The sequence below is a fragment of the Geomicrobium sediminis genome, from assembly GCF_016908595.1.
In the GTDB taxonomy this organism is placed as follows: Bacteria; Bacillota; Bacilli; order Bacillales; family Marinococcaceae; genus Geomicrobium_A; species Geomicrobium_A sediminis.
In genome coordinates, this window is the sequence record NZ_JAFBEC010000003.1 from 245,248 (window position 1) to 271,848 (window position 26,601).

Annotated in this window: 30 protein-coding genes; 17 read left to right on the forward strand and 13 right to left on the reverse strand. The window is 42.4% G+C overall.

From position 1 onward, the window contains the following. Window positions 1–11: 11 nt before the first annotated feature. Entirely contained in the window at window positions 12–791 is a 780-nt protein-coding gene (locus JOD17_RS06700; protein WP_204696423.1) for an aminoglycoside adenylyltransferase family protein, read from the forward strand. Between the two features lie 342 nt (window positions 792–1,133). Further along, complete coding sequence (locus tag JOD17_RS06705; protein WP_204696424.1) at window positions 1,134–2,699, forward strand: ABC transporter substrate-binding protein; 1,566 nt, start codon at window positions 1,134–1,136, stop codon at window positions 2,697–2,699. 261 nt (window positions 2,700–2,960) lie between these two features. On the opposite strand, the gene JOD17_RS06710 is transcribed toward JOD17_RS06705, so the two are convergent. The 3 genes from JOD17_RS06710 to JOD17_RS06720 all read right to left on the reverse strand — a co-directional run bounded on the left by JOD17_RS06710 (window position 2,961) and on the right by JOD17_RS06720 (window position 5,405). Then, on the reverse strand, window positions 2,961–4,316 hold the full coding sequence (locus tag JOD17_RS06710; protein ID WP_204696426.1) for a serine hydrolase domain-containing protein: 1,356 nt from the start codon (window positions 4,314–4,316) through the stop codon (window positions 2,961–2,963). Between the two features lie 112 nt (window positions 4,317–4,428). Further along, entirely contained in the window at window positions 4,429–4,929 is a 501-nt protein-coding gene (locus JOD17_RS06715; protein WP_338028763.1) for a protein kinase family protein, read from the reverse strand. Window positions 4,930–5,057: 128 nt separating this feature from the next. Next, entirely contained in the window at window positions 5,058–5,405 is a 348-nt protein-coding gene (locus JOD17_RS06720; protein WP_204696429.1) for a hypothetical protein, read from the reverse strand. 84 nt (window positions 5,406–5,489) lie between these two features. On the opposite strand from JOD17_RS06720, the gene JOD17_RS06725 reads away from it, so the two are divergent. Together JOD17_RS06725 and JOD17_RS06730 are read left to right on the forward strand one after the other, a co-directional pair. Further along, window positions 5,490–6,086 carry a hypothetical protein gene (locus JOD17_RS06725; protein ID WP_204696431.1) on the forward strand — a complete coding sequence of 199 codons (597 nt, stop codon included), beginning with the start codon at window positions 5,490–5,492 and terminating at the stop codon, window positions 6,084–6,086. A 93-nt stretch (window positions 6,087–6,179) separates the two neighbouring features. Further along, window positions 6,180–6,518, forward strand: a complete 339-nt coding sequence (locus JOD17_RS06730; RefSeq protein ID WP_204696433.1) for a hypothetical protein — start codon at window positions 6,180–6,182, stop codon at window positions 6,516–6,518. A 15-nt stretch (window positions 6,519–6,533) separates the two neighbouring features. Here JOD17_RS06730 and JOD17_RS06735 read toward each other — a convergent pair whose 3' ends face one another. Both JOD17_RS06735 and JOD17_RS06740 read right to left on the reverse strand, forming a co-directional pair. Continuing rightward, window positions 6,534–7,286 carry a cytochrome c oxidase assembly protein gene (locus JOD17_RS06735; protein ID WP_204696434.1) on the reverse strand — a complete coding sequence of 251 codons (753 nt, stop codon included), beginning with the start codon at window positions 7,284–7,286 and terminating at the stop codon, window positions 6,534–6,536. Then, window positions 7,283–7,726: a DUF2243 domain-containing protein gene (locus tag JOD17_RS06740; protein WP_420827930.1), complete on the reverse strand. Its 444-nt coding sequence runs from the start codon at window positions 7,724–7,726 to the stop codon at window positions 7,283–7,285. The genes JOD17_RS06735 and JOD17_RS06740 overlap by 4 nt, the downstream gene beginning before the upstream one ends. Window positions 7,727–7,953: 227 nt before the next feature. On the opposite strand from JOD17_RS06740, the gene JOD17_RS06745 reads away from it, so the two are divergent. Genes JOD17_RS06745 through JOD17_RS06755 form a run of 3 tightly spaced genes read left to right on the forward strand, consistent with a single transcriptional unit; the run spans window position 7,954 to window position 9,048 of the window. After that, window positions 7,954–8,292 (forward strand): ASCH domain-containing protein, encoded by a 339-nt coding sequence (locus JOD17_RS06745; protein WP_338028764.1) that lies wholly within the window; start codon window positions 7,954–7,956, stop codon window positions 8,290–8,292. Then, window positions 8,282–8,716 (forward strand): N-acetyltransferase, encoded by a 435-nt coding sequence (locus JOD17_RS06750; protein WP_204696438.1) that lies wholly within the window; start codon window positions 8,282–8,284, stop codon window positions 8,714–8,716. Before JOD17_RS06745 ends, JOD17_RS06750 begins: the two co-directional genes overlap by 11 nt. A 23-nt stretch (window positions 8,717–8,739) precedes the next feature. Next, window positions 8,740–9,048: a hypothetical protein gene (locus tag JOD17_RS06755; protein WP_204696440.1), complete on the forward strand. Its 309-nt coding sequence runs from the start codon at window positions 8,740–8,742 to the stop codon at window positions 9,046–9,048. On the opposite strand, the gene JOD17_RS06760 is transcribed toward JOD17_RS06755, so the two are convergent. Next, window positions 9,045–9,386, reverse strand: coding sequence for a hypothetical protein (locus tag JOD17_RS06760; RefSeq protein ID WP_204696441.1), 342 nt, complete (start codon window positions 9,384–9,386; stop codon window positions 9,045–9,047). The two genes, JOD17_RS06755 and JOD17_RS06760, sit on opposite strands and share 4 nt — an antisense overlap. A gap of 43 nt (window positions 9,387–9,429) precedes the next feature. On the opposite strand from JOD17_RS06760, the gene JOD17_RS06765 reads away from it, so the two are divergent. From JOD17_RS06765 to JOD17_RS06775, 3 genes are all read left to right on the forward strand, one after another. After that, window positions 9,430–9,873, forward strand: a complete 444-nt coding sequence (locus tag JOD17_RS06765) for a PH domain-containing protein (protein ID WP_204696442.1) — start codon at window positions 9,430–9,432, stop codon at window positions 9,871–9,873. A gap of 94 nt (window positions 9,874–9,967) precedes the next feature. Continuing rightward, window positions 9,968–10,732: a class I SAM-dependent methyltransferase gene (locus tag JOD17_RS06770; RefSeq protein ID WP_338028765.1), complete on the forward strand. Its 765-nt coding sequence runs from the start codon at window positions 9,968–9,970 to the stop codon at window positions 10,730–10,732. A 26-nt stretch (window positions 10,733–10,758) separates the two neighbouring features. Beyond that, a complete protein-coding gene (locus JOD17_RS06775) occupies window positions 10,759–11,208 on the forward strand; it encodes a DinB family protein (RefSeq protein ID WP_204696444.1) in 450 nt (149 codons plus the stop codon). 56 nt (window positions 11,209–11,264) lie between these two features. Here JOD17_RS06775 and larC read toward each other — a convergent pair whose 3' ends face one another. From larC to JOD17_RS06800, 5 genes are read right to left on the reverse strand one after another with little or no spacing between them, the layout of a single operon-like run. Beyond that, window positions 11,265–12,500 (reverse strand): nickel pincer cofactor biosynthesis protein LarC, encoded by a 1,236-nt coding sequence (gene larC / locus JOD17_RS06780; protein ID WP_204696446.1) that lies wholly within the window; start codon window positions 12,498–12,500, stop codon window positions 11,265–11,267. 6 nt (window positions 12,501–12,506) lie between these two features. After that, window positions 12,507–13,175, reverse strand: coding sequence for a nickel pincer cofactor biosynthesis protein LarB (gene larB, locus JOD17_RS06785; RefSeq protein WP_204696451.1), 669 nt, complete (start codon window positions 13,173–13,175; stop codon window positions 12,507–12,509). Further along, window positions 13,172–13,987, reverse strand: a complete 816-nt coding sequence (larE, locus tag JOD17_RS06790; RefSeq protein WP_204696453.1) for an ATP-dependent sacrificial sulfur transferase LarE — start codon at window positions 13,985–13,987, stop codon at window positions 13,172–13,174. Before larE ends, larB begins: the two co-directional genes overlap by 4 nt. 12 nt (window positions 13,988–13,999) lie before the next feature. Further along, on the reverse strand, window positions 14,000–15,265 hold the full coding sequence (gene larA / locus JOD17_RS06795) for a nickel-dependent lactate racemase (protein ID WP_204696454.1): 1,266 nt from the start codon (window positions 15,263–15,265) through the stop codon (window positions 14,000–14,002). Then, on the reverse strand, window positions 15,265–16,383 hold the full coding sequence (locus tag JOD17_RS06800; protein WP_204696455.1) for a 2-keto-3-deoxygluconate permease: 1,119 nt from the start codon (window positions 16,381–16,383) through the stop codon (window positions 15,265–15,267). The genes larA and JOD17_RS06800 overlap by 1 nt, the downstream gene beginning before the upstream one ends. A gap of 147 nt (window positions 16,384–16,530) precedes the next feature. Between JOD17_RS06800 and JOD17_RS06805 the strand changes: the two genes are divergently transcribed. Both JOD17_RS06805 and JOD17_RS06810 read left to right on the forward strand, forming a co-directional pair. Continuing rightward, window positions 16,531–17,625, forward strand: a complete 1,095-nt coding sequence (locus JOD17_RS06805; RefSeq protein WP_204696456.1) for a CdaR family transcriptional regulator — start codon at window positions 16,531–16,533, stop codon at window positions 17,623–17,625. 84 nt (window positions 17,626–17,709) lie between these two features. Beyond that, window positions 17,710–18,123, forward strand: a complete 414-nt coding sequence (locus tag JOD17_RS06810) for a YhfM domain-containing protein (RefSeq protein ID WP_204696457.1) — start codon at window positions 17,710–17,712, stop codon at window positions 18,121–18,123. 42 nt (window positions 18,124–18,165) lie between these two features. Here the strand turns inward: JOD17_RS06810 and cysI are convergent, their stop codons facing one another. Together cysI and JOD17_RS06820 are read right to left on the reverse strand one after the other, a co-directional pair. Continuing rightward, window positions 18,166–19,884: an assimilatory sulfite reductase (NADPH) hemoprotein subunit gene (gene cysI, locus JOD17_RS06815; protein ID WP_204696464.1), complete on the reverse strand. Its 1,719-nt coding sequence runs from the start codon at window positions 19,882–19,884 to the stop codon at window positions 18,166–18,168. Between the two features lie 15 nt (window positions 19,885–19,899). Then, window positions 19,900–21,711, reverse strand: coding sequence for an assimilatory sulfite reductase (NADPH) flavoprotein subunit (locus JOD17_RS06820; RefSeq protein WP_204696472.1), 1,812 nt, complete (start codon window positions 21,709–21,711; stop codon window positions 19,900–19,902). Window positions 21,712–22,054: 343 nt separating this feature from the next. Here JOD17_RS06820 and JOD17_RS06825 point away from each other — a divergent pair, with 343 nt between their 5' ends. Genes JOD17_RS06825 through JOD17_RS06845 form a run of 5 tightly spaced genes read left to right on the forward strand, consistent with a single transcriptional unit; the run spans window position 22,055 to window position 26,599 of the window. After that, entirely contained in the window at window positions 22,055–22,780 is a 726-nt protein-coding gene (locus tag JOD17_RS06825; protein WP_204696474.1) for a phosphoadenylyl-sulfate reductase, read from the forward strand. After that, on the forward strand, window positions 22,744–23,895 hold the full coding sequence (gene sat, locus JOD17_RS06830) for a sulfate adenylyltransferase (RefSeq protein WP_204696735.1): 1,152 nt from the start codon (window positions 22,744–22,746) through the stop codon (window positions 23,893–23,895). Before JOD17_RS06825 ends, sat begins: the two co-directional genes overlap by 37 nt. Further along, window positions 23,892–24,506 (forward strand): adenylyl-sulfate kinase, encoded by a 615-nt coding sequence (gene cysC / locus JOD17_RS06835; RefSeq protein ID WP_204696475.1) that lies wholly within the window; start codon window positions 23,892–23,894, stop codon window positions 24,504–24,506. Before sat ends, cysC begins: the two co-directional genes overlap by 4 nt. After that, window positions 24,499–25,917, forward strand: a complete 1,419-nt coding sequence (cobA, locus tag JOD17_RS06840) for a uroporphyrinogen-III C-methyltransferase (RefSeq protein ID WP_204696476.1) — start codon at window positions 24,499–24,501, stop codon at window positions 25,915–25,917. The genes cysC and cobA overlap by 8 nt, the downstream gene beginning before the upstream one ends. Next, window positions 25,841–26,599, forward strand: a complete 759-nt coding sequence (locus JOD17_RS06845; protein ID WP_204696477.1) for a sirohydrochlorin chelatase — start codon at window positions 25,841–25,843, stop codon at window positions 26,597–26,599. The genes cobA and JOD17_RS06845 overlap by 77 nt, the downstream gene beginning before the upstream one ends. Window positions 26,600–26,601 lie beyond the last annotated feature (2 nt).

Here is a 26,601-nt window from a genome sequence, read left to right on the forward strand (position 1 = left end):
GTGTTACGATCATGAACGGATTATCCAACGTAGAAATTCCTAAAGAAGCTTATGATGCATTAATGGTCGTAAAAGAAGTAATCGGTGACGGCGTCGTTGCAGTCACGCTTTACGGTTCAGCTGTTAGTGGTGGGTTAAAAAAGTATAGTGATGTTGACGTTCTTGTTGTTGTTCGTGGATTACTCTCTGATCAGACTCGTAGAATACTTACTGAGCGATTGTTGCAAATCTCAGGTGAGATCGGCAACGAAGAAGGTAAGCGGTATCTTGAGTTGACCGTGATTCAAGAAACACAAGGTACACAATTGCAATACCCACCAAGAAGTGAATTTTTGTATGGGGAATGGCTTCGTCAAGAGTTTGAAGCTGGTCTAATTCCTGAACCGATATATGATCCCGATTTGACAATCGTACTTGCACAAGCAAGGGAGGATGGCATTTCGTTATTTGGTCCTGAACTGTCAACGATTCATGATCCAATTCCTATAGAAGATATAAAAAAAGCCATTCTCGATTCGTTGTCGTCGTTAATAGAAAACCCCGAAGGTGATGAGCGGAATGTACTATTAACGCTCGCTCGCATGTGGAAAACACTAGAGGACGGTATGATCTCATCGAAAGATGGCGCTGCAAAATGGGCGATTTCACGTCTCTCTATAGAACATGGGGTGCTACTTGACCTAGCTCGACAGGCTTATCTCGGTCAGGTGAACGATCATTGGGATGATAAGCACCTAGAGGTAAATGCTCTTATTCAACACTTCGTAAGGGTTATTGAGGCTTATCGTTAATTTGTTGGTATGCCAAATGAGGCAAAAAAGTTCGGGTCATCACTCCTTGATGACCGAACTTTTATCCTTAAATTTATGGAGCAAATTACTATTTTTCATAAGTTCTTATTGTGTAAAACATATACTAGAGGGTACTATAGATTAATAATCATGACATGATGAGGGGGCGGTTGCGAATTATGCATGGATTGAAAAAAACTATGAAGAGAAAAAGGATCAGGACGATGAAATGCCAAAGAAAGTTTAGAAATCACTAATTTAACTAGTGAATTTATGTATTAAAAAATTAGAATATTTAGAATTGAAAAATCCATTCATGTTCAAATTAAGGGAGGTAAGTTCATGGTCAAGAAGGTAGGGAGCTCAGTAGTTACATTAATGCTATTCGGATTACTTATGGGATGTGCGTTAGACACCGATTCAGAAGAGGTATCAGAAGGAGCGATTGAAGAGGGTGGGGAACTTAACGTTGCTTATGGTGTACAACCACCGAGTCTTGACCCGCATTCGGTAACGGATGTATCTACTCGTGATATTTCTCAGCATATGTTTGAGCCTCTCGTAACATTAAATAGTAGTCTAGAAGTAGAACCCATGTTGGCTGAGTCTTATGAAGTTAATGAAGATGAGGAAACCGTTACGTTTTATCTCCGTGAAGGGATTCAATTTCATAACGGTGATGAAATGACAGCCCGTGATGTTATTGCCTCTATGGAAAGATGGCATGATTACTCTTCGCAAGCACAAGAATATTTAGATGGAACAGAATATGAAGCAATAGACGATTATACGGTTGTTGCTCACCTTGAAGAATATACGACGATTGATATGTTTATCTTTGCGGACATGACTCAGTTTGCTGCAATTATGCCTGAAGAAGTTATTACAAATGCTGGAACGAACCTCGTTGATGAACTTATTGGGACGGGCCCATTTCAGTTGGAAGAGTGGCGACAAGATCAATTTATACACTTTAAAAAATTCGAAGATTATCAATCTCGGGAAGAACCAGCAGACGGTTTATCCGGAGCAAAAGAGCCTAAAGTCGATGACATCTATTTTCATCATGTAGGTGATGCATCAACTCGTGTTTCAGGTATTCAATCCGGAGAATATGATATCGCGACAGCTATTCCACAGGATAATGCTGAAATGCTAGAAAGCAATCCAGACCTTCATAATGAACTCATTTCGAGTTCATACCCAGCACTCATATTCAATAAAGCGGAAGGCATTTTCACAGAGCAAGCCGCTCGTCAGGCGGTTAATGCAGCAGTGAATACAGAAGATATGTTACTAGCAGCTTATGGAAGTGAAGAATTCTACATTAATGACCATTCGTTGGTTCAAGAAGAACAAGAAGGCTGGTACTCTGAGGCTGGTAGTGATGTACACGCTACGTTTGATTTGGATCTAGCAGAAGAGTTGTTAGAGGAATCTGGGTATGATGGAGAAGAGATCGTTATTCTCGCGTCGCGTGAAGTTCCGGATGAGTATAATATGACGATTGTTCTTCAGCAACAATTAGAAGCGATCGGAATGAATGTCGACTTACAAGTGAGCGACCGTGCAACCGTGTTAGATGTGCGTGATGACTCTGAAGTATGGGATATTACGTTTTCACCGTTTGCCTTTCGCCCGATGCCAGTTCAATATCTTTATTTAAATTCAGGGTACCACGGGTGGACAGATAGCGAGGAGCTATCACAATTGACCGAGGATATTTTATATGCGGGTACGCCAGAAGATGCACAGGCATACGCTGATGAATTCCATGAAGCGTTTTGGGATTACCTTCCTGTACTAAAACCTGGTAATAAAATTGATATTGTTTCGATGAGAGATGGGATTGAAGGGTATCAGCATATTACTGGCCCAATTTTGTGGAACGTATCCGTAAACGACTAAATGTTTCGTTAAATTTTAGAGTGTGACCTTGAAGTTACTGAAGGTCACACTTTTTATTGGTTTTACATAAAAGTGTTTGTAGCAATGACTGGTTTTATGTCTATCGCTGCAGGTATTTTATTTTCTCTAAGTACATTATTATATGAAATTAAAAGAAGAACAGAGTAATACGAAATAACACGTTCATTCTAACCAAAATAAAAAGAAACCAGGACAATGAATACGATCCTAGTTTCTTCTATTTCCAAACGACTGCGACCGCTACACTCTCTCAAGCTGTCGAAAGCCAAATAATAAGTTCTTACCGTTCCATTGAATTAAATGCTCCATCCCATACATGTGAAGAGTTAACATTTGCTCGCCGACCATTCGTGCTGGGACTTCTTGGCCTTCTACGACGATGAATATCTTATTGTCTTTTTCAACAATTTCTAATGATTGTCCTTCGTTTGCTTTATAGGTACCGAGCATAAATTGCTTGCTTTCGTTTGATAGTTCTACATCTTCATAAGTGACTGTTGGTGTATCGGGACTCTCCCCGATGGCTACTTTTAAAGCACTCTCAAGTACAGAGGAAGCGGGTGCTCCGGCAATGTTTGTTAAACAAACCCCAGCAGTTTTCTCATCGGGTAGCACAGTAAGTTGTGCAGAGACCCCTTTAATACCCCCAGCATGCTCAAGTGTTCGTCGACCGAAGAAATCGGTACGAATCATGATGCCATAACCGTAGTAGAGATCAGGTTCGATTTGTACGTGTTGCGTGGTGAGTTGTTTCAAACTATCTGCAGAAAGAATAGTAGCTTTGCTTTCAATTAATTGGTTTCCGAATAAAAGCATATCCTTTGCAGTTGATTTAACATACCCTGCGGACCACATTGTTGGTGCATCCCACCAAGTAGGCGATGCTTCAGTAAAGGCTTCGTTATCTTTTTGTTCCATCGTGTATAACATCGCAACATTTTCATAGTCTTCAAGTTTCTTAGGAGAAAAGAACGTTCGTTTCATACCAGCTGGAGAAAAAATCTCATCTTGCATATAGTCTGCGTAAGAGAGACCACTTACTCGTTCAATAATGTATCCGAGAATTGAGTATCCATCGTTGGAATAACTAAAGACTTCACCAGGATCGGCGAGTAGACGATAAGATTTCGATCGCAAATACGAGAAAAACTCGTCCTCTGTATCAATACTCGGCGTATTTACGTCTAAATGATCGCTCATTGCTTTGAATTCTTCATTTGAAACGCTCTTCTTATTCGCATAAAAAAGCGTATCGAGTGGCGGAAGTCCAGAAGTGTGCGTCATCATATGATGAATCGTCATGTCTTTCGAGCGTTGGTCTTCAGAAGCTGAGAATTCGGGTGCGTAAGTAGTGACTGTGTCATGCACAGACAATTTTCCTTCTTCTTGTAGCTTCATAATCGCCATGCACGTCATCACCTTCGTGACGCTACCGATGCCAAAGATCGTATCTTCATCAATTGGCTGTTGTCCCTCTACGTTGCGGTAACCAAAACTTTGTTGATACTTCGGGTTCGAGAGTGCAACCATCGTTCCAGGTGTTTTGAATGCTTCTAAAAATGGTGTGGCGTAAGATTCAAATGCGTTCATTTCCATACAATCATTCCTCCCTTTATTGTTCATACGTTTTGAAACAGAAAAAGGTTCAAATATTTTTATAGTCGTTTTAATACGCAATGTAGAGATTGCATTTGTAAGGACTGTCACATTAAGTGTGATTGCTTGTTCCTTTACGTGTTCGATATAGCGCAGCTACAACGTCCATGAGCCACTTTGGTAATTTAGAAGGAAAATAAGCTTTATGATAGTACCTGTAATAGCCTGACTTTAGGTCGTTCCACTGCTCACATGGTTTAGACTGAGAGAAACGCGCAATATCAATAATACAGACGTCACCACGTTTCGTAATGATTAGGTTGTGTAGGTGAATATCCGATGGATTAAGCCCGCGGTTACGAGCGAAGAGCAGTGCATCGTCGACTTGTTTCACATGCTCAGGGAGAATAGGAATCCCTTCTTGTAAACATTGAAAAAACGTTTTCCCCTCAATGTAATCGAGAACAATATAGTCATCACCTACTTCATAGAGCTTAGGATAACGAGGATCTCCTGCGACTTTCTTATAATTTATCTGTTCGTTTTTTGCAACATGTTGATACGGTGGATAATACACTTTTATTACACGTTTTTGTTCTTTAATCTTAAACACGACAGCACTTCTTCCAATTCCACAAATTGATAAATCTGGATGGGCGCTTGCCACTATATAGGATGATCTTAGTTGTTTGAAAGTGACGCTACTCGCGTATTGCTCGTAATCTATAGCTAGGCACACCATTATCTTTTCTTCGTCCCATTTCTTTTTGCCAGTTCCTTTTTAACGAAGGGAACGACGTGCTTTTGTGCCTCTTTAATTCCTTGACGAACGGCTTTTGACTTAAGTAGCTTCATTAGCTTGCTCATTGAACAGACTCCTTTACGAATGGCGGCAAAGGAATACAAAAAGAGACCTTTGCCCACCGTTGGATGGACAAAGGTCTCGCAAGCAACAAAATCGTTGCCAGCAGTGCCGAGGATCTCTCCCGTAATGACGACAGCTGCTTTTATGCTACTCCCCTTTGGGATCACGCGTTTCATGTTAGACTTAGTATAAGGGCGTTTTACCGGCAAGGCAATGCTTTCCATAACTTTACATGAGTCACCGCAATCACACATGAAATCTTAATATAATCTATAAAAAGTTCGTTTAATCATAAAGGAGGAGGAAACATGAGTCATTACCCACCGGTTAATTATTACGATGAAAGAATCTATCACATTGATGAACAGATCTGTGCCCTATTGCATCAGCGTAAGGCGATGACCAATAACAATCCTGGATGCCCTCCATTGAATGATGTGCGTGAATGGGCCGACCGGTTTCATCTAGCTCAACGCTTTTTGGAATTGTTGTTTAAGGATGCTTGGGACGAAGAAAGGTACCGCCCTCAAATTGAGCCTAAAGAGTTTAGAAAATACGTACCATTAATGAAGTGGTTCGAGAAAGATGATTATGTGTATTCGACGACTTATGTGGCTCAATACACAAATGCCAGCGTGATTAAGTTAACAGTGGACTGGGATACGAGTAATGAAGAGCGAGGCTTTATATCATCAAAAGTTTCTCATTTGGAATTGGACATTGGAAAGGGCTATAAAGTTAGAAGAAAGGGTGGGGGTGGAACGCAAGGACACCGACATTACGAATATATTGTTACACCTGCCTTACCAGATGACTTATCTCAATTAACACTAGTCATTCAAGAATATCGGGATTTTTATAAACAGACGCCTACAGATCTAATTATTAAGTGGGAGTTGTCTTAGACGGTTTATGTATTCCTAAAATGCGTTAATATATCTATAAATTAAGATTGAAATAATAATTTAGAATATTGTTGTATAGAGGTGAACTAATTGATGAATGTGGATCTCTCTTACGAAGAGTTAAGAAGAATATCGAAGAAGCGTACGTTTCTAACTATACCTCTATCCACTATCATTGTTGTCGCGATTGGTTATTTTCTAATTTATTTTCAATTACCTCCTTTTCGATATTTACTATTCTTTTTCGTATTCACATACATCGGAACAACGCTCGGTTGGATGTTTAGGTCAGAAGAAAGAAACGTAGAGTTGGAGCGCCGATGGATAGAGAAGAAAGCGAGAAAAACGAGAAAAAGAAAAATCATTGAATTCATACTCATCTGGTCGGTCATCATTATTGTTTTACGTTTGTTCATCTACATTTTTGGCTAATTCTGTTGAACAAACTTACGTATTGCTAAGCGACTCGTTTAAAGGCACGTGAACCATCGATTTCCGGTACCATTGAAAACAAAATACTCCGATGAGACATGCATCAATGAGATCTCCTCCATAGTACATGAAAACTGCACCTTGTTTTGCATCAGCTAATGGAACTCCGGGAAGTGACGCTGAGTAAATGATTTTCGAAAGTATAGAGTGCAAAGTGAAACCAATGATCATAACGAGTGCTCGAAAGCGAAAGGAAAAGCGATGAGGGACAGGATCAATATAAAGGACGGAAGACGTAAAAACAAAGCCAGCAATGAATAGGTGCACATGTACGGCTACATTAACAATGAAGAACGTGTGCATCCATTCAAACAGGATCGTTTGATACAAGATCCAAAGCCCTCCGAAGTTCAATAGCATGGCAACAAAAGGATTTGTAACGATACTGACGAAACGCAGCCTCAACAGTCGTGTTAAGAATCGGGCAAAGGAAACTGGTAAAGCCCTTAACAGCAAAGTGACTGGTGCACTTAAGACGAGGAGTAGTGGGGCAAGCATACCAAGAAGTAAATGGACGAACATGTGTACTTGAAAGTTATGATGGCTTTGCGCGTGAAAGGATAAAGCGACAGAGATTGAGCAAATGCCAGCTGCGAACAAAACATAACGGGAAATTGGCCAGTTACGTAGCCTCGTGGAGTGGCTTGTCCGTATTCCATACCAACAATAAAGCATGATTGAGACGACCGTTACGAGCAAAAGCATCATCTTGATCCTCGTCGTGTTTGTAGTATGAGGAAGCCACCTAGAATGATCATAGATACGGCAACAATTCCCCAGATCCAATCATAAACAGCGACATTTTCTACGTAACGTATTTGATGAATTCTCATCAATTTATGCTGAACAACCCCATCATAGAGCTGAAAGACGCCAGCGCCTAGAAAAACGCCACCTAGCCATCGTTTTAGCCAAAAGCTGTGATTTTTTCTAAGACCAGCGAGCATAAATAACGAAGCGATCGTTGAAAACCAACTAAAGGCGTGAAACAACCCATCTGATACGAGGCCAACATCGGTCGTAGACTTGTCATAAAAGTGATGCCAATGAAGCAGTTGATGAAATAAAACTTCGTCAATAAACGCAATCATACCGAGTCCAAATAGCAGCCCGGACCATAAATTATAAGTAGCCGATGTTCGAGTCATCATAATCCTCCCGTTTCCTAATGCAGTTAGGCTTTGTTAGAAACAGGAAGATTATTCTTATAGGCAGTAAGACGCTTCTGATCGGAGTTTAAATGTTCACTAACCGCAATTTGAATTTAAGTACATTGCGCGTGGTTCGTTTAATCCTTGGTATCATTTTACAGAAGCGATAAAGGGGGAACCTAAATGAACCATAACTTAAGCTTAACGTACCTTTTCAATCCATTGTGTATCAGACCAAAACAGTCGAAGTAAGATTAAATGATCAGCAAGTAAGTACAGTTCAAGTTGGTGATTGCATTCGATTTTTTCTTGAAGGCGATCTGGCAAGAACTGTTTTGTGCAAGGTGACGACTCTTAATTCATACGAATTATTTCTCGCTTTATACGAAGACATTGCATTTGAGCAAATGGACTGTAGCGGCTGGACGATGGACGAGATGATGAAAGCAACGTATAAATTGTATACTGCTGAAGAAGAGAAAGCTTACGGTGCGTTAGCGATCGGTGTTGAGGTTGTTGATGTAGACAAATCAAATAGTGAGGATCATTCAAATGGAGATTAACGTTGCGAAACAAGAAGAATTAGATACACTCATCGACATTTGGTACGAAGGTTCAGTACAGGCACATGACTTTATTGACGAGTCATATTGGAAGTCGCAAAAGCAAGCAATGAAAGAAACGTATTTGCCGCAATCAAAGACGTATGTTATTAGGGATCAATCGCACATTGTCGGATTTTTATCAATGGTCGATCACGTCATTGCAGCACTTTTTGTTGATGTTACGAAACAAAAGAAAGGGTATGGAAAAGAGCTACTAAACTTCGCCAAGCAACAGAACGATGTCGTGACTCTAAACGTATACAAGAAGAACAAATCAGCGATTCGTTTTTACGAGAAGAACGGTTTTCTCGTGAAGAAGGAAGCGATTGACGAGCCTACGAATGAGGGTGAATACGTTCTTGAATGGCGTAAAGACATTTAACGGGGGAAGGGGAGAAGAGCGGCATGAGTTCCAAGGTAAATCGTGTATCGAATCTCGCTACATTATTTGCATTTCTTTATTTGGTGATGTTTTTTTCCACAGGTTTAGCATTTCTTGCCGAAGTTCTACCTTGGGTCGCGTTCATTTTATGTTTAACACTATCGGTAAGCGGTTTAGTGATGTCATTGTGGGCATTCAAAAAAGGAGAAAACGCATTCAAGTTATCGCAAAACTTACTAACGGCATCGGTTTGTTTTGTGTTAATTGTGTTTACAGGCTTTGTATTCTTCATGTCAGAAGGCGGGTTCTCACCGTTAATTGGGATTATTTAAAGCGAACGCTTGAATTTCCATTCAGAGATGGACGTATGTAGCAATGATATAACAATTGCAGTACAAGATCCGACGATCCAAATGGCTGCTATAGTTGCAGAGAAATCTGGAATTACTAATGGAATAAAGCTAATGACACAGGTCGCCGTTGAAAGGACAATCACTTTCTTAGCGCCTCGCTTGCTTTTAGCATACCAATCTGTATCGCACTCATAAATGTTAGGGACGATCCCATAAAAGTAATTCGGTTTAATCTTCTTGTAATAGAGAGGTAAGCTTACACCGATAAATAACATGCCTAATAGAAACATAACTGAAGTAGCGATGATATTGTGCATCGTGACTTCCTTTTAATTTAGTTTTCAAGAGAGTGGGTGAAACATGACATTTCAATCTAGAATTGACAAACGTTTTGTCTCTTTCATTATCCTAGTAATGTTGAGTGTCGTCTGCTTTGCTGGTGGTACATTGCTATTTAGTGCAACAACAATTTGGGAATGGTTGCCGTTCATCTTTTTAGTCGTGGTCGTTGCACTTTGCTTTTGGATGTTGGTGACGGTGAAGTATGTAATCACAGCGCAACAATTAAACGTACAAGCAGGACCTATTACAAGTACGATTCCATATGAAAAGATCACTCGCATTGAGCGCTTTCGAGGGATGGGATATACTTCAGGTGGATACAAGCTTCATTTGGCAGGAGATGGATTTGAAATCTATTATTCTAATGGATGGTTTGGTAGTGTGCGGATCTCGCCTCAACAAGATGAGCAATTTCTAAAAGAGATTCGTAGGCACTTGAGCAACGGTTTAATTGATCTTTAACTTTTGAATAGATAGAAAATAAAAAATAATAAGTTATATAAGTATTCTACCATAATAATACTTCGATTACTGAACAAGAGAGGCGGAATTGAACATGGAACACAAGTTTTCAAAGCGAGTAGAAGATTATGTGAAGTATCGTCCAACCTATCCACGTGAAGCAATTGATTATTTATATGAACATCAAATTGTTTCAGATCATTCAACAGTAGCCGACATTGGAGCGGGAACTGGTATATTTTCTAAGTTGCTCGTTGAACGAGGGACGCATGTTATTGCGGTAGAGCCTGACCCGGTCATGCGTAACGCATCAATAAAAGCAATCGGAGGCGATCAAGCATTTAACACGACAGCAGGCTCTGCTGAAACGACCGGTTTAGAAGATCAGTCCGTTGACGCAATTACATGTGCTCAGTCTTTTCATTGGTTCGATCGAGTAGCCGTAAAAGAAGAGTTTAGCCGAATACTAAAACCTGGTGGAACTGTCGCTCTCATATGGAATAAGCGCCAAGTAACAGGAACGCCTTTTATGGAAGAGTTAGAGAGGCTATGGCACCATTATGGTATTGACTACTTTAAAGTTAATCATAAGAACATTGCTGATGAAGACTTGCGGGCATTTTTTACTGATAACACGATGCATAAAACACGTTTTCAGATGCAGCAAACGTTTGATTTTGAAGGGTTACGTGGGAGGATTATGTCATCATCGTACACACCGATGCCTGAACATGAGAACTATGAGCCAATGATGGCTGAGTTACAGCGCCTTTTTAACCGATATGAGCAAGATGGTAAAGTTCCGTTCTTATATGAAACAGAGTTGTTTTGGGGTCGTGTTGATCGTACAGAGGTATAGTTTGATTACAAAAGAGGGGGATCATGATGCTAAAGCTGTTTGAGTACAACTGGAGAATTCGAGAAGCGTGGTTTGATTGGTGCCGTGAAGTGCCTCATGAAGAATTAACAATAGATCGAGTTGGGGGCGTTGGCAGTATACTATATACATTGTTTCATATCGTTGAAGTGGAATATAGTTGGTTGCGTGTAATCCGATGTGGAGAGGACATAGTGGTGAAGTATGCGGATCATCAATCTTTGGATCAAATTCAAGCGTTATCCAATCGCTTTCATCAAGAGATCAAGCAAGGATTGCATTCCCTAACCAATCGAGATCTAGATAATGAAGTAAGTGTTTCTTGGGACAATTCTGTTCAGACCGTCGATGATATTCTACATCATATGGTCGCCCACGAGATTCATCATAGCGGTCAGCTTTCCATTTGGTCTAGAGAGTTAGGGCGACAACCTGTAGTGGCACGGTTTCTTGATTAGAAAGTAGACGCTCTAAAGTTCTGCTCTCAAACAATAGATTTGAGAGCAGAAGTCTACTACTTCTTTGAATTCTCGCGTTCCCAATCGTAAGTTGCTTCAATTACTTGTTGTAATGACAAGTGATGTTCATTCGCTGCTCGTTTAAGGTCTTCGTATTCATACGACTTTTTTACAATTCCGTCCTCTGTGCTTGCGTGTTTTACGTTAATCGCACCGAGTGGTGTGTCGAGCGTTTCCATCGTACGCTTCATCGGGTTACGCGTTGCTGTACTTTGTCTGACGCCAAGCGTACTCGTTTCTTTAAGTAGCGTTTGTTCGACTACTTGTGCTTGCCCGGGTTTTGAAATGACGGTAATTAAAACGCCAGGGCGATTTTTCTTCATGTACACGGGTGTGTAGTAAGCATCAAATATCTCATGCTCAAACAATCTTTCTAACGCAAAGCCGAGCGCTTCGCCAGTCATATCATCAACTTGACATTGTGAGATCACGAGGCGCTCACGGTGCTTTGGGACATCATTCATGACGAGCACGCGCATGACATTGGGATGCTTCGGGAAATCTTTTTTGCCTGCGCCGTATCCAATTGCTGAAATGATCCCTTCAGGAACTTGGCCAAAGGAGGATGCCAGTGCCTTTAAGATTCCCGCACCGGTTGGTGTTGTGAGTTCGCCTTTCGCTTCAAGTGGTGCGAGTGGGATGCTTTTTAACAATTCGGTTGTCGCTGGGGCAGGGATTGGGTACAATCCGTGTGCCATATGCAACTTCCCTGATCCTGTTGGAACAGGTGACGAGATGATCTGATCAATATTCAGATCTTCAAGAGCAATACAGATCCCGATAATATCAATAATCGAATCCATCGCTCCAACTTCGTGAAAGTGAACGTCATCAGGGTTCATGCCATGAATGGTTCCTTCAGCATGAGCAATTGCAGTAAAGACAGCAATGCTTCTTTCTTTCACTCGTTCTGATAGCTCGCTCTGTTCGATTAAATGGAAAATATCTTTTGCCGTTCGGTGTACGTGATCATGACCGTGTTCATGCGAATGATTGTGGTCGTGGGAATGACTATGGTCGTGGGCATGCCCGTGATCATGAACATCTAATTGTAAGTACTTTGAAGAGATTCCCATTTTGACAACATTGTCAAAGGACATATGAAAATGATCAATAGGTAATGTGTTAAGTTGGGAAATAATCGTTTCTTCATTAGCGCCAGCGTCAACAAGGGCAGAGAGCATCATGTCACCGGCGATGCCAGAAACGCAATCAATATATAACGTGTTCATCTGTAACTACCTTTCTTCGCTTAAATCAGCTGCAAGCTTCAAGATTTGTGCGGCTTGATACATCGCTCCAAAACCGTTGTTGATGTTTACAACACTCATTCCAGACGCACAACTACTTACCATTGCGAGGAGCGGTGTAATCCCTTCAAGATTCGCTCCATATCCAACTGAAGTAGGAACTGCAAGTACGGGCCGCTTGACGAGTCCAGCCACAACAGAACTTAAGGCACCTTCCATGCCTGCGATCACAATGACGATACTTGCGTTTTGCAACGTTTCTTTTTGGGATAATAAGCGATCGATGCCCGCAACCCCAACATCGGTCATCGTCTCAACGCGACAACCTAGCCATTGGCCTGTTTCTACAGCTTCTTCTCGAACAGGGACGTCAGATGTACCTGCGCTAACGACGAGTACATGCCCAAGTTCAATTGGATCGCACTGCCCGTAGACGAGCGTTCTAGCAGCAACGTTATAGCGACCTTCTGGGATGTGATGCAAGACTTCTGTGGCTTTTGTTTCATCGATACGAGTGATTAATGCTTTGTGATGTCGTGGAAGAAGCTCGTGAATAATGTTGATGATTTGTGTGGAGGTTTTGCCTTCTCCGTAAATGATCTCGGGAAAACCAGTGCGGTTTTCCCGGTCAAAGTCGACGTGATGTTCATTGCTCATGATGGGACTCCTTTAATCATTGCGTTCATGCTTCCGCTTTTGTATCCTTTAAGATCTAACGTAATGTAGAGAAAACCGATTTCTTGCAATTTTTCGTGGATGACTTTGTGATGTTGTAAAACAATGGCCATTTCATTAGGATCAACTTCAATACGTGCGATGTTGTCGTGGGAGCGAACTCGAATTTGTTGAACGCCTAAGTGTTGAATAAAGTGTTCAGCAGCGTCAACTTTTTCTAACTTTTCAATCGTAATTTTCTCTTCAAAAGCAATACGAGAAGCAAGACACGCATACGATGGTTTGTTCCAAGCAGAGATTCCCATCTCTCGTGCAAAGCTTCGAATTTCTTCTTTAAATAGATTCGCTTCTTGCAAAGGTCCTCGAACACCGTGCTCACGTGCCGCGATCACACCAGGGCGATGTTCACCCATATCATCAGCAATTAAGCCGAAGACAATGTTCTCAAAGCCTTGATCTTCGAGAATTGGCTTTAAGTTATGGAACAAGTTGTCACGGCAAAGATAACAGCGGTTCGATAAATTGTCTTCAAACCCCTCAACGGCAAGCTCAGACGTTTCAATAATATGATGAGGTGCACCGAGTTCGCTTGCAATTCGAATCGCATCTTGGAGTTCGCGCTCTGGAAGTGTCTCGGAATTGGCGGTAACTGCCAGTACGTGTTTTGGGCCGAGTGTTTTAAGGGCAACAGCAAGCAAAAACGAACTATCGACCCCTCCTGAAAATGCGACAACTACGGTGCCCATCTCTTGCAAGATCTCTTCTAACTGCAAGAGCTTTTCGTCACTGTGCATCGTATCTCTCCTTTAATCTTCTTCTACATAAGGGATCGTCAGTGGTCCTAAAGGGAGGACGGCTACGCTTAATTCACGATCGGTCGTATGGTTAAGTTTGTCTAACGTATCTGTAATAGAGTGGCTCGGTGTTAGCATGGCCGTGTTCACTTGCTCATCGCTCAACTTGGAGTACACATGAACGTCTGCCCATACTTGAATGACGGCTTGCTTTTGGACTTGCCACTGATCAAACATTTTAAATTCAGGATCTTCAATCATTTGAAGGAGTTCAGCCGGAGTGCTTGCCATTTTCAAGATATCGGCATAGTTGCCGTGACCTGGTAGCCCATCGGAACATTCAGAAGCGACGATAATCGTACCGCCTTCTTTCACAATCTTATGAGCAGCACTCATCCCTTTGACGGCTTGATATAAATTCTGATCAAGAGGGTAGCCTGAATTGGATGTGATGACCACATCGAAGCGATCGTCACACTTTACCATCGCATGCTCTTTGGCGTAGGCGCAGCCAGCGTCATGCGCTTCATAAAGCTCACCTGAGAAAACGGCAGTAATGTCTTTATCACCATTCAATGTGACATTGAGCATGAATTCTGGTTTGCACATCGCATTAATTTCTCGTGTCATGTCTTGAACAGGGTTATCGACCATGTTGCCCCACGTTGCTTTCGGGTTTCCAATCATGCGGGCGTTGTGGAACGTCATAATCGTTTCAATACCAGCAATGCCGGGCATAATTCCTTTCGGTCCTCCAGAGAACCCTGCAAAGAAGTGAGGTTCAATAAAGCCTGTTACGATTCGAAAATCTGCTTCAACGTAATCCTTATTTAAATAGACGTCACAGCCGTATTTGCTTTCACCAACTTTAACGAGTTCATCGTTGTTGTGGCATTGGTTGTTCACAATTCGAATGTTATCAACGATCCATTCTCCAAGCATACCTACAAATTCTTCGCGCGTTTGATCACGGTGTGTACCCGTTCCGTTAATAATAACAAATTGTTCATGAGGCACGTGATCAAGCATTTCCAAGATTGCCGGAACAAGAATATGATTCGGTGTTGGGCGTGTAATGTCACTAATCACAATCGCTACCGTATCGTCTTTTTTGACCATCTCATTGAGCGGCTTTGTACCAATAGGAGAAGCCATGCTTTTCAGCACAGCTCCCATTTGATCGTCAACGGCGGGTATATGTTTCGGTTCAATAATATGGGCGTGGTCAGGTACATCAATCGTAAGGTTTTCTTGTCCATAGAGTAAGGTTTGTTTCATTAGGATGCCTCCTTGCCATTTTTGTTAGCGTCTAGTTCGTCCATCTCATCATCTTCAAGGCGACCGTCAATTCCGCGTTTTCGTTGCCAGCGATCAACGATGATAACGGCAACTGGACAGAGCAGGGCAGTTACGATAACGGCAAGTGAAATTTGCGCCGTTGCCAGCGGTACTAAGTCTTGATAGGCCTGCACTTGTGAAGCACTCATTGCAGCACCAGAAGAACTAGCAGCCGCTGCAATTGCCATTGGTGTTGCTGTGGCGTTCCCTGCGGTCGATGCTTCTGCCCATGGGGCAATATAACTTCGTTCTTTAAATAATTTAAATATGAGCATACCTGCGAAACCAGTCACTACAGTTGTAAGTACCCCAAGTAAAATACCTGCTCCAACAACTTCTGGATTAAAGAATAAAGCTAAGTTCATGCCTGCACCGAGTGCGAAGGCGAAGAATGGTACTGGTAAAATCTCACCTGGTTTTAGAAATTCTCGGATGTCTTCATCCAAGTTACCTAATATCATACCAATAAGAATCGGTAAAAGCACGGCTACAAATGCAATAAATGGAAAGCTAGTACCGATCACACCTAGTGCAACCATCGTTAAGAACGGTCCGTCATTTAAAGAAAGGACGGCTACACCACCAACATCTGAACGGCGTCCATATTGAGACGTTAGTGCAGCGTACATTCCACCATTACCATTTGTCATGGCTGCAACAATGGTCATAAGTGATAATCCTAGTAACCCATCCATTACGCCGAAAATCGAAGCGAATGCAAAACCTACAGCTACCCCAGAGCCGTATTTCGCGACGAGGAGTAATGTACCGATTTTTAACGCTTTTCCGCCAATTTTCAAGTTCATTTGACTACCGCAACAAAAAAGAAACAAAGCAATTAAAACCATAGCCCCGTCTTTAAAGAGCCATTCAGAAAAACCACCAAGTCTCAAAAACTCATAGTTCCCGTTTTCTTGTTGTTCTGCTCCGAGCATTTGGAGGAAATCAACAATCCACGGAATTTGCAATTGGTCAACGGTGTTTAGCGTTGCTCCGAGAAGCAGTGGAATAACCATTAAGCCCCCTGGTACTTTTTCAATCGTCTTCTTGATTTGCATGTTTGCAACCCCCATCTTTGTTTTTTTTGAGAGCGTTTTCAGTCATTATACAAGAGGGTGTCCATAAATAAATCAGCACGAATGCACAAAATACTCACAAAATTATTAACAAAATTGTATAATAGGAACAAAAGAGGAGGGGAAGACATGCTTACTGTCGATATTGCCAATTCCATCATTAAAGAAACAGCATCTAAATTGCATTATCATATGAACATTATGGATGTGAACGGTGTCATCATTGCGAGTACTGATGACCGCCGTCTTTATACCGTTCATGAAGGTGCACAATCTGTGCTGGAAACAGGCACTCCTCTCATCGTAACGAGCGAAGATGTAGTGCATTACCAAGATGTACGGCCGGGCATCAATATGCCGATTTACTTTCAAGATGAGTTAGTTGGGGTTGTTGGGATTACTGGGGAACCAGAACAAATCAAGGAACTCTCAGAAATGGCAAAGTTAACGACTGAACTGTTAATCAAGCAGAACTTCTTGATTTCGCATAAAGGGTGGTTGCAAAATTCTAAGCAAACGATTCTAGAAGAAATTCTACTTTATAAAGGTTCATTAGCGGATATTACGAGTAAATTAGAAATTCTAGGATACGAGCTTCAATCCCCTTATTTACTGATCATGATTGAACCGAATGTCGCAGGTCTAAATAGAAAAGACTTTTTAACACATGTTGAGCAGTTTATCGATACGACAAAAAGCTTTGTAACGTGCACAGAGATTAATCGATTTGCTGTGTTAACGTCATCGATCTCATCTAAAAAGCTCGTCACGAGTGCGAAAAAATTGTACACAGATTTACATCGGCATTACCCTGAACTACGAATGATGTATAGTCCAACCTTTCACCGATTAGATGAGACGAAAGGTCTCTTTGATGACTGTTGTATCGTGTTTGCGAATCAAAGGAACGTACCGGGCATGCTTGCTTATGAAGATTATGAAATGGACGTCTTATTGGCAGACGTCACCGAAGAACGGGCTCACCATTTTACGTATCGCCTATTTGCATCGTTGAAAGAGAAAGAAGTTGCGACGCTTGAAGCGTTTTTTGCTGAGAACGGTAGTAGCGAACAGACGGCAAAACGGTTGAAAATCCACCGCAACACGCTCAAATACCGGCTCGAAAGCATTCAAGAGAAAACGAAGTTGAATCCTAGAAATGTCCGTGAAGCCTTTGAGCTTCAGCTCGCTCTGAAATTGTTGCGGTTGGATACAAGAGCTTAGCGTTAATTTCTTTTGAAACAAAATTCGTGGAGTAACGTCTACGTTTGAAATGAATGGTGGAGGGGTGAAACGATTCGATACGTTGTGACGTGCGCGATCGTTCTAATCATGTTGACTGCTTGTAATGGAAGTGAAGATGTTGGAGAAGTACGAGAGGACATTAGCTTGCTAGAAAAAGACCTTGAAACGATTAGTATTACTGAGATGAAAACGTTCAATGAGAGCGTACCAGACTCAACAGTTGTGATCGATGATCAAGAAGATGTTGAAACGATGCAATCAATTATTGGTGAGGGACAGAATTCTCGGCAACCATCAATTAGCGATGTGATTGACCCTGATTATGAGATTGAATTTGGTAAGTTGAACTATTATGTCTGGTTAAGTGAGAGTGGTGGATCGTTTCAAGATCAACGAGACAACGATCATATCTATCCGCTTTATAAAGTGGAATCACAAGAGATGTTAGAGATTGTGGAGGAAGCGTTAAACGAATAACCGCCGAACGAGAATACGTGCTCGCTCGGCGGTTTCTTTCGGTTATTGATGAAAGTTCGTTCCGTCACTCGTCTCTTTAATATACCCGGCACGAATCACGTAATCACCGAAATGTTCCTCAGTTTCTCGGTTTTTGCCATAGTCGATGAGAAGGGGACGAAGAATGGAGAGAATCTCTTCTTCGCCAATATTCTCTTTATACATCTTGCTTAATCGTTCTCCTTTGAAGCCTCCACCAAGGTATAAGTTGTATTTGCCCGGTGCTTTACCAATAAAGCCAATTTCAGCTAGAGCTGCTCGAGAGCAACCGTTTGGACAACCGGACATCCGGATGACAATCTCTTTATTCCTGAGCCCCGCTTCATTAACTGTCTCTTCGAGTTTGTCGACGAGACTAGGAAGGTAGCGTTCTGATTCTGCCATTGCGAGTCCACAAGTAGGGAAAGAAACGCAAGCCATGGAGCTTTTCCGTAAAGCGGATAGCTGATCCTCGGCGACAATGTTGTAATTCTCGAAGATGTCACGAATCGCTTTTTTCTTTGGAGCGGTGATGTTACTGATGACTAGATTTTGGTTTGCAGATAATCGGAATTCCCCGGTGTGAATGTGAGCAATGTCTCTTAAAGCAGTCATTAAACGGTAATCGTCATCATCTTTAATACGACCATTTTGAATGAACAGCGTGTAGTTCCAGCGGTTGTTCGCGCCTTTAACCCAGCCGTAACGATCGCCGTTATGAGTGAAATCAAACGGTTTGGATTCAGCGAGTTCATACCCGAGACGTTCGTGCAATTCGGTTTTTAACCAATCAAGTCCCCGAGCATCAATCGTATATTTGAACCGTGCGTATTTTCGTTCGTTGCGATTACCGTAATCTCGTTGAATCGTAATCAGTTTCTCAGAGACGTCAGTGACTTGCTCAGGAGTACAAAAACCAATCATTCGAGACAGTTGGGGGTACGTGTTATCATCTCCGTGAGTCATCCCCATTCCTCCGCCAACGCTTACGTTAAATCCAGTCAGCTTGTCGTTTTCAATAATGGCGATTAGACCAATATCTTGCGAGAATACATCCACATCGTTCGAAGGAGGAATCGCGATCCCCATTTTAAATTTACGAGGTAAGTACAGTTTTCCATACATCGGTTCTTGCTCGTCTTCTTTACTGCTCGTTATTTTTTCTTCTCCAAGCCAGATCTCATGGTAAGCTCTCGTTCTTGGAGAGAGGTATTCACTCAGTTTGCTCGCCCATTCATAGACTTCTTGATGAACCGAAGAGAGGTCTGGATTTGGGTTCAACATCACATTGCGGTTGACATCACCGCAGGCAGCTAACGTGTCCATTAACGATTTATTAATAGCATGAACGGTTTCTTTCATGTTCCACTTGATGATGCCGTGAATTTGAAACGCTTGACGCGTCGTTAGTTTTAGCGTCCCATTTCCGTATTGAGTGGCTAACTCATCCATGGCGAGCCATTGTTTAGGTGTGGCAACCCCACCAGGGGCGCGAACACGCACCATAAATTGGTGAGCTGGTTCAAGCTTTTGTTTGCGACGTTCGTTTCTGAGGTCTCGGTCGTCTTGTAAGTAACTGCCGTGAAACTTCATTAGGCGGTTGTCTTCGTCGGGAATGCCAGCGGTAATTGAATTGGCGAGCGTCTCTTCAAGAGTGCCTCGTAAATAATTACTCTTTTCCTTAATTTCTTCAACATCACTAGGAGGGCCATTTTGAATGTGTACGTTTTTCTCGTTCGCCATTGTTTTTCACCTCAATTAATAGACATCTCGTTGATATCGTTGTTCTTGTTGCAACTCTTTTAAGAAGGTTTCGGCTTCGTCTGTCGTGTAATTGCCTTCTGCAGCGACAATCTCAGCCAACGTATCGTGGACGTCTTGTGCCATTTGTTTTTCATCTCCGCAAACATAAATTGTTGCGCCCGCATCAATCCATTCATACAATTCCTTTGCCTTTTCTTTCATACGGTGTTGAACATACACTTTTTTATCAGTATCTCGTGAGAATGCGACATCCATTTTCGTAAGCGTCCCGTTTGATAGCCAGCGTTGCCAATCCACTTGATATAGAAAGTCAGTCACAAAGTGTTGATCACCAAAAAATAACCACGATTTGCCTGAAGCATCAAGTTCTTCGCGTTCTTCAAGAAAGCTTCGGTATGGTGCCACGCCAGTCCCAGGTCCTACCATGATAATCGGGGTTTCAGGGTCTTTAGGTAGACGGAAATTATCATTCTTTTGTACGAAAATTGGAAGAACACCGCCTACTTCTGTACGCTCTGCGCATTGAACAGAACAAACGCCACTTCGCGCTCGCTCATTAAAATCATAACGAACGGCAGAGACCGTCAAATGAACTTCATCTTCATTCGCCAGATGACTACTTGCTATGGAATAAAGACGAGGCGGAATTTTTCGAAGTGTGGCGACGAATTCTTCTGCAGACGTTTGAATGGGTCCGAAATCTTTGATGTAATCAATAAGATCACGACCTTCTAGGTAGTCGCGCAATTGATCTTGATTCCCTTCTTGGATTAATTCCTCTACGCCCTCTTCATTCATCCACTGTTTCGTTTTTGTAAGAAGTGGCTTCGTTAACACAGTAATTTCATAGTGTTTAAGTAATGCTTCTTTGAGCGGGACAGTATCGTTATTTTTATTGATGGACACGTCAAGATTACCGTCCCAATTCGTAAGCTCCAGTAATTGCTGAACGATTAACTCATCATTTTCTGGGAAAATACCGATGCTATCGCCTGGTAGGAATGTAAAACCAGAGCCTTCGAGGGACAACTCAATGTGTCGTGTTTCTTTGTTCGATCCTCGTCCATTTAGATTAATATTCTCAAGCACTTCAGCATGGTATGGGTTGCTTCTAGAATATGGACTCGGTGAGTCTCCGATTATTGACGTCGGTGAAGCAAAAGGAGCTGTAGCTGATTGTCGATTCTCAGCCATTTTTGTGACGACTTCATCGATCCATTCATTTGCCACTTCTTCAAAATCGACATCACAGTCTGCTCGTGGTACGACGCGTTCTCCGCCGAGTTTTTCGAATAAGTCATCCAATTCTTTTCCTGTTTGACAAAAGAACTCATACGACTCGTCGCCAAGTGATAGAACGGAGAATTGCACGCCGTCTAGCTTCGGCATTTTGCGGCTAAATGCATGTTCATAAAATCCAATCGCATTGTCTGGAGGTTCACCTTCGCCGTGGGTACTAATGATGACGAAAAGTCGCTCCGCAGACTTAAGTTCTTTCGTTTTGTAATCTCTCATTGAATGTAGATCTGCATTAATTCCGGCTTGATTGAATTGGAGAGCAAGTGTTTCAGCAACACTTTGTGAATTCCCCGTTTGTGATCCATAGAGAACGGTCGCATTGATTGGGTTGTGATCGTTGACCACAGCTTCGGTTAAAGGAGTGGGTAGTGCTTCGCTCGGGAAAGATTGCCCGCTTATGTAACCACTCAACCAAATTTTCTGTTCTGCTGACAATGTTGGTAACAATTGATTTAACAGTTGTACTTGTTCATCTGTAAAAGGACTAGAAGTTGTCTTAAGATGCAATGAAGTTCCCCCTTAATCGAGATCGAATTCCGGAAGATGAAATGGAATGTTCTTACAATTAGAAATTTAGCACAATATTATGCTAACTAAACAAAGTTGTCAAGTTGGTTTTATGCAATATTAAGAGAGTGAAGACGACTTAGCAGGCATACAAATGAGTATGGGAGTAGATTAAGATGTGATCATAGTAGGGAATTTCATAGTTATAAGCCTTTTTATGAGAAGAATTAAGAAATTCTTTTCGTTTGAATTTACATTTTATTTTGACAAAGATTGCTTAGGAATGTAGAATCACTGTAAAACATATCCATTTACTAAGAATATTGTGAGGAAGTGGAAGTTCATGAGTGTTCGCTATCATACCGCTCAACATAAAGACTATGAAACGTTGAATCGAAAGCTTCATAACAAAGATAGTCTAGATGTGCTGAAATGGGCTGATCATTCATTTGGAAACCGGCTCGTCTATGCGTGTAGCTTTGGTGCAGAAGCGATGGTGCTCCTTGATTTACTTTCTAAAGTGCAAAAAGATGCAAGGATCTTGTTTTTAGATACGGACTTTCATTTCAAAGAGACGAAACAACTGATTGAACGAGTGGAAAAGCGTTACCCATCGTTTGAGATCACACAAGCGAAGCCGGCGCTAACACCAGTAGAGCAAGCGGCTGCCTATGGAGAACGGTTGTGGGAGACGAACCCAGACTTGTGTTGCCAAATGAGGAAATTAGACGTGCTTGAACATCATTTACAGCCCTACGACGCTTGGTTATCTGGTCTAAGACGTGAGCAATCGCCAACGCGTGCGAATACGGAATATGTAAATGCAGATCACAAGTTCCAGAAAATCAAAGTCTGTCCGCTCATTCATTGGACAGAAGAAGAAATTTGGATGTACATCCGTTTGCATCAACTTCCTTACAACGAGCTTCATGATCAGCATTACCCAAGTATTGGGTGTACTCACTGTACTCGACCCGTGTTACCCGGTGAAGATGAGCGTGCAGGACGATGGGCAGGTACTGGCAAGACAGAATGTGGTTTGCATACAGAAGGAGGACGTCAGACGTGAAGTTAGTAAATCGATATCAACCGAATAAAGATGTTCAGCACATTACAAAAACAATTGATTTGGACGCTTTTGCACTTTCAGATTTAGAATTGCTTGGCATTGGTGGCTTTAGTCCTTTAACAGGATTCCTTAATAAGGATGATTATGAAACCGTTGTTCAATCAATGCGACTTGCATCCGGTGAACCGTGGAGTGTTCCAATTACACTTCCTGCTTCAAACGCTTCTTCCATCCATGTAGGAGAAGAGGTGCGACTCGTCTACAACGATGTGACGTATGGGGTGCTCACTGTTGAATCAATCTATGAACCTGATAAAACAGTAGAAGCAGAACAAGTCTATCGAACGACTGAGCATGCACATCCTGGTGTTGCAAAATTATATGCTCGACCGAATGTTTACGTTGGAGGAGAAATCGTCCTCACGAAAAAAATCGAACGTGACGAATTTGCGGAAGATTATTTGACTCCTGAGGAAACACGGCAGGCTTTTCATGAGTACGGTTGGAAAACAGTCGTTGGCTTTCAAACGAGGAACCCGGTTCATCGTGCGCATGAATATATTCAAAAAGCCGCATTAGAGACGATTGATGGCTTATTTTTAAATCCGCTCGTTGGGGAAACGAAAAAAGGGGACATTCCAGCAAACGTAAGAATGGAAAGCTACAAAGTGTTATTAGAACGATATTATCCTCAAAACCGTGTTCATTTGTCTGTTTTTCCGGCTGCCATGAGGTATGCGGGCCCTAGAGAAGCCATTTTCCACGCGCTCGTTCGCAGAAATTACGGATGCACACATTTTATTGTCGGTCGTGATCATGCAGGAGTCGGTGATTATTACGGAACGTATGATGCGCAAGAGATTTTCAAAGAATTTGAAGAAGGGGAATTAGGAATTACTCCATTGTTTTTCGAGCATAGTTTTTACTGCAAAGCATGCGATAACATGGCTTCACACAAAACATGCCCGCATGACAGCTCAGAACATGTCATTCTATCGGGTACGAAAGTTCGCGAAATGCTTAGTAACCAAGTTCTGCCCCCTAAAGAATTCAGTCGCAAAGAAGTGATTGAAGTACTAATAAAAGGAGAAACGAACAAAGAGGTGAGATCATGACTGACCAAAACATCGTATGGCATGAGGCGAGTGTTACAAAGGAAGAGCGTCAACAGCGAAGCGGAGCGAAGAGCTGTGTGCTGTGGTTTACCGGTCTGTCTGGTTCTGGGAAATCTACGCTTGCAAATGCGATTAATCTAGAACTCTTTCGACGTAACTTGGCGGGATATGTGTTAGACGGGGATAACGTACGGCATGGATTAAATGCTGATCTCGGATTTAGTGATGAAGACCGAGTTGAGAACATCCGACGCATTGGAGAGGTATCGAAGTTGTTCGTGGATGCAGGAGTTATCGTATCTACGGCGTTTATCTCACCGTTTCGAGAGGATCGTCACCTCGTTCGTGAACGTTTTAAGGAAGAAGAATTTATTGAAATTTATGTCGAATGCCCATTGCATGCATGTGAAGAGCGAGATGTGAAAGGGTTATATAAAAAAGCACGAGAGGGAACGATCCCGAATTTCACAGGAATTAGCTCGCCATATGAGCCGCCTACACAGCCCGAAATTACAATCAATACAGACGTTTTAAGTGTTGAAGAAGGCGTCTTGAAGATCGTTCAGTACTTAGATCAACACAACTACATTTCGAGGCAAGCCGATGAATAATGGTCAGGTGTATTTTATCGGTGCAGGCCCAGGAGATGAAGGGTTAATTACAGAAAAGGGTATTAGAGCACTAGTGCGCGCCGATGCGGTGCTATACGATCGGCTCGTCAATCCAAAGCTATTGCTTCATGCTCGACCGACTGCTGAGTTTATCTACGTTGGTAAGTTCCCCAAGCACCATACGTTACGGCAAGAGTTAATTCAAGAAGAAATCATTCGTTATGCGAAAAATGGCCAAACGGTTGTGCGCTTAAAAGGTGGCGATCCAGGTGTGTTCGGGCGAGTTGGCGAAGAAACGCAAGCGTTAGATAAAGCAGGGATTGCCTATGATTTGGTTCCTGGTATTACAGCGGGAATTGCAGCTCCTCTCTATGCGGGTGTTCCCGTTACTCACCGTGATTATGGAGCAAGCTTCGCAATCGCAGCAGGTCACCGTAAGAAAGAAACAGAAGGCGAATTAGATTGGCAATCGTTAGCTGGAATTGAGACAATCGCCTTTTATATGGGGGTGAACAACTTACAGCAAATTACGGATCAACTGCTCGCGCACGGGAGGTCTCATGATGAACCTGCACTCATCATCGAATGGGGGACAACAGGAAGGCAACGAACGGTTCAGGCAAGTCTAGCAACGCTAGCGCTTACTGCGAAAGAAGCTAGTATTTCTAATCCAGCGATTACATTAGTCGGTCGAGTGAATCACGTATACGAAACGAAAAGCTGGTGGGAGAGAAAGAGTGGCTTTGGACAATCCTATATCGTTGCATATGATGAACATTATAATGAAGGAATTCAACAAGAGTTACAAGAAACAGGAGCAAATGTGCTCGTATATCCTCACGTGACGTCAATCGCTAAGCCGTCCCCAACGAACTATTGGCACGACGTGACGAGTATTTGTTTTGAAGATGCTCAAGCGGTTCGTCATTGGATTGTCTGGCTTCGTGAATGTAACGTGGATATTAGACAGCTACGTGCCGAGTTGATTGTTCGAACAGAGCTTGCGGCTAAACAACTCGAACAGTTTGGTCTTTCATCAATGCAGGATGATACGAGAGAAGCGGAAGTTTCGCTCTCTGGTCTACCAGGCACTGAACAGATTGGAACGACCACTCATACGTATCACCCAATGAGCCATGATTGTCTCGCGAAACAATTTGGGAGTGGTGAGCGACAAACCGTCCATTTTCCGACTGTCGCATCGGTTTCGTTTTTCATGGATAGTTTAAGGCAGGGAGGAATTGAGTGGGTGGCCGACTACATTGATGCCATTTGTAAGGATCGGGAAGTTGAGCCAGTAGTAAAGCCGTATTTTGCGATTAAGGAGGAAGAACATGAAAGCGATCTTGTACGTCGGTCATGGCAGTCGGGTGAAAGCAGGGATCGAACAGTTCGAGCGGTTTATTCATGAAGTCATGGCACTTTACCCTGAACCCGAGGTGTTTCAGACGTACGGGTTTATAGAATTGTCCTCCCCGACGATTGAAGAGGCAATGAATCACTGCGTGCAAAACGGTGCAACTGAGATTACAGTTGTGCCGGTTTTGCTTTTAACAGCGGGTCATGCAAGGGTTGATATTCCTGAGCAAGTGAAGGAAGCAATAAAAAATTATCCGACGATACGTATCCACTACAGGGAAACGATCGGGGTGTGTGAGGAGGTCGTTGAACTAGCGGTCAAACGTTTAGAAGCAGTGGGGGTGTCTAGGTTAGCAGATAAGACAAAACGAACAGATGTAGACGTCTTAATCGTTGGAAGAGGATCCAGTGATGGGTACCAACCGAGTGACGTAGCGAAGATTGCTCGCCTTATCTATGAGCGTGTGGACTGCCGTTATGTAGAGACTTGCTTTTTAGCAGCAACAACACCGACTGTTGACGAAGGGTTAGAGAAAGTTGAACGTTTACGATCCGAGCATACGGTAGTGTTGCCTTACTTACTATTTACAGGTGTGCTTATGAATGAGTTAGAACAAAAACTACAATGCCGAAAAGGTGGGACAACGTACACGTTGTGTGAGTTTTTAGGTGCGGATCATGAGTTAGCGCCGGTGATCGTTTCTCGGGCATTAGCTTGGGGTGGTCACGTATGACA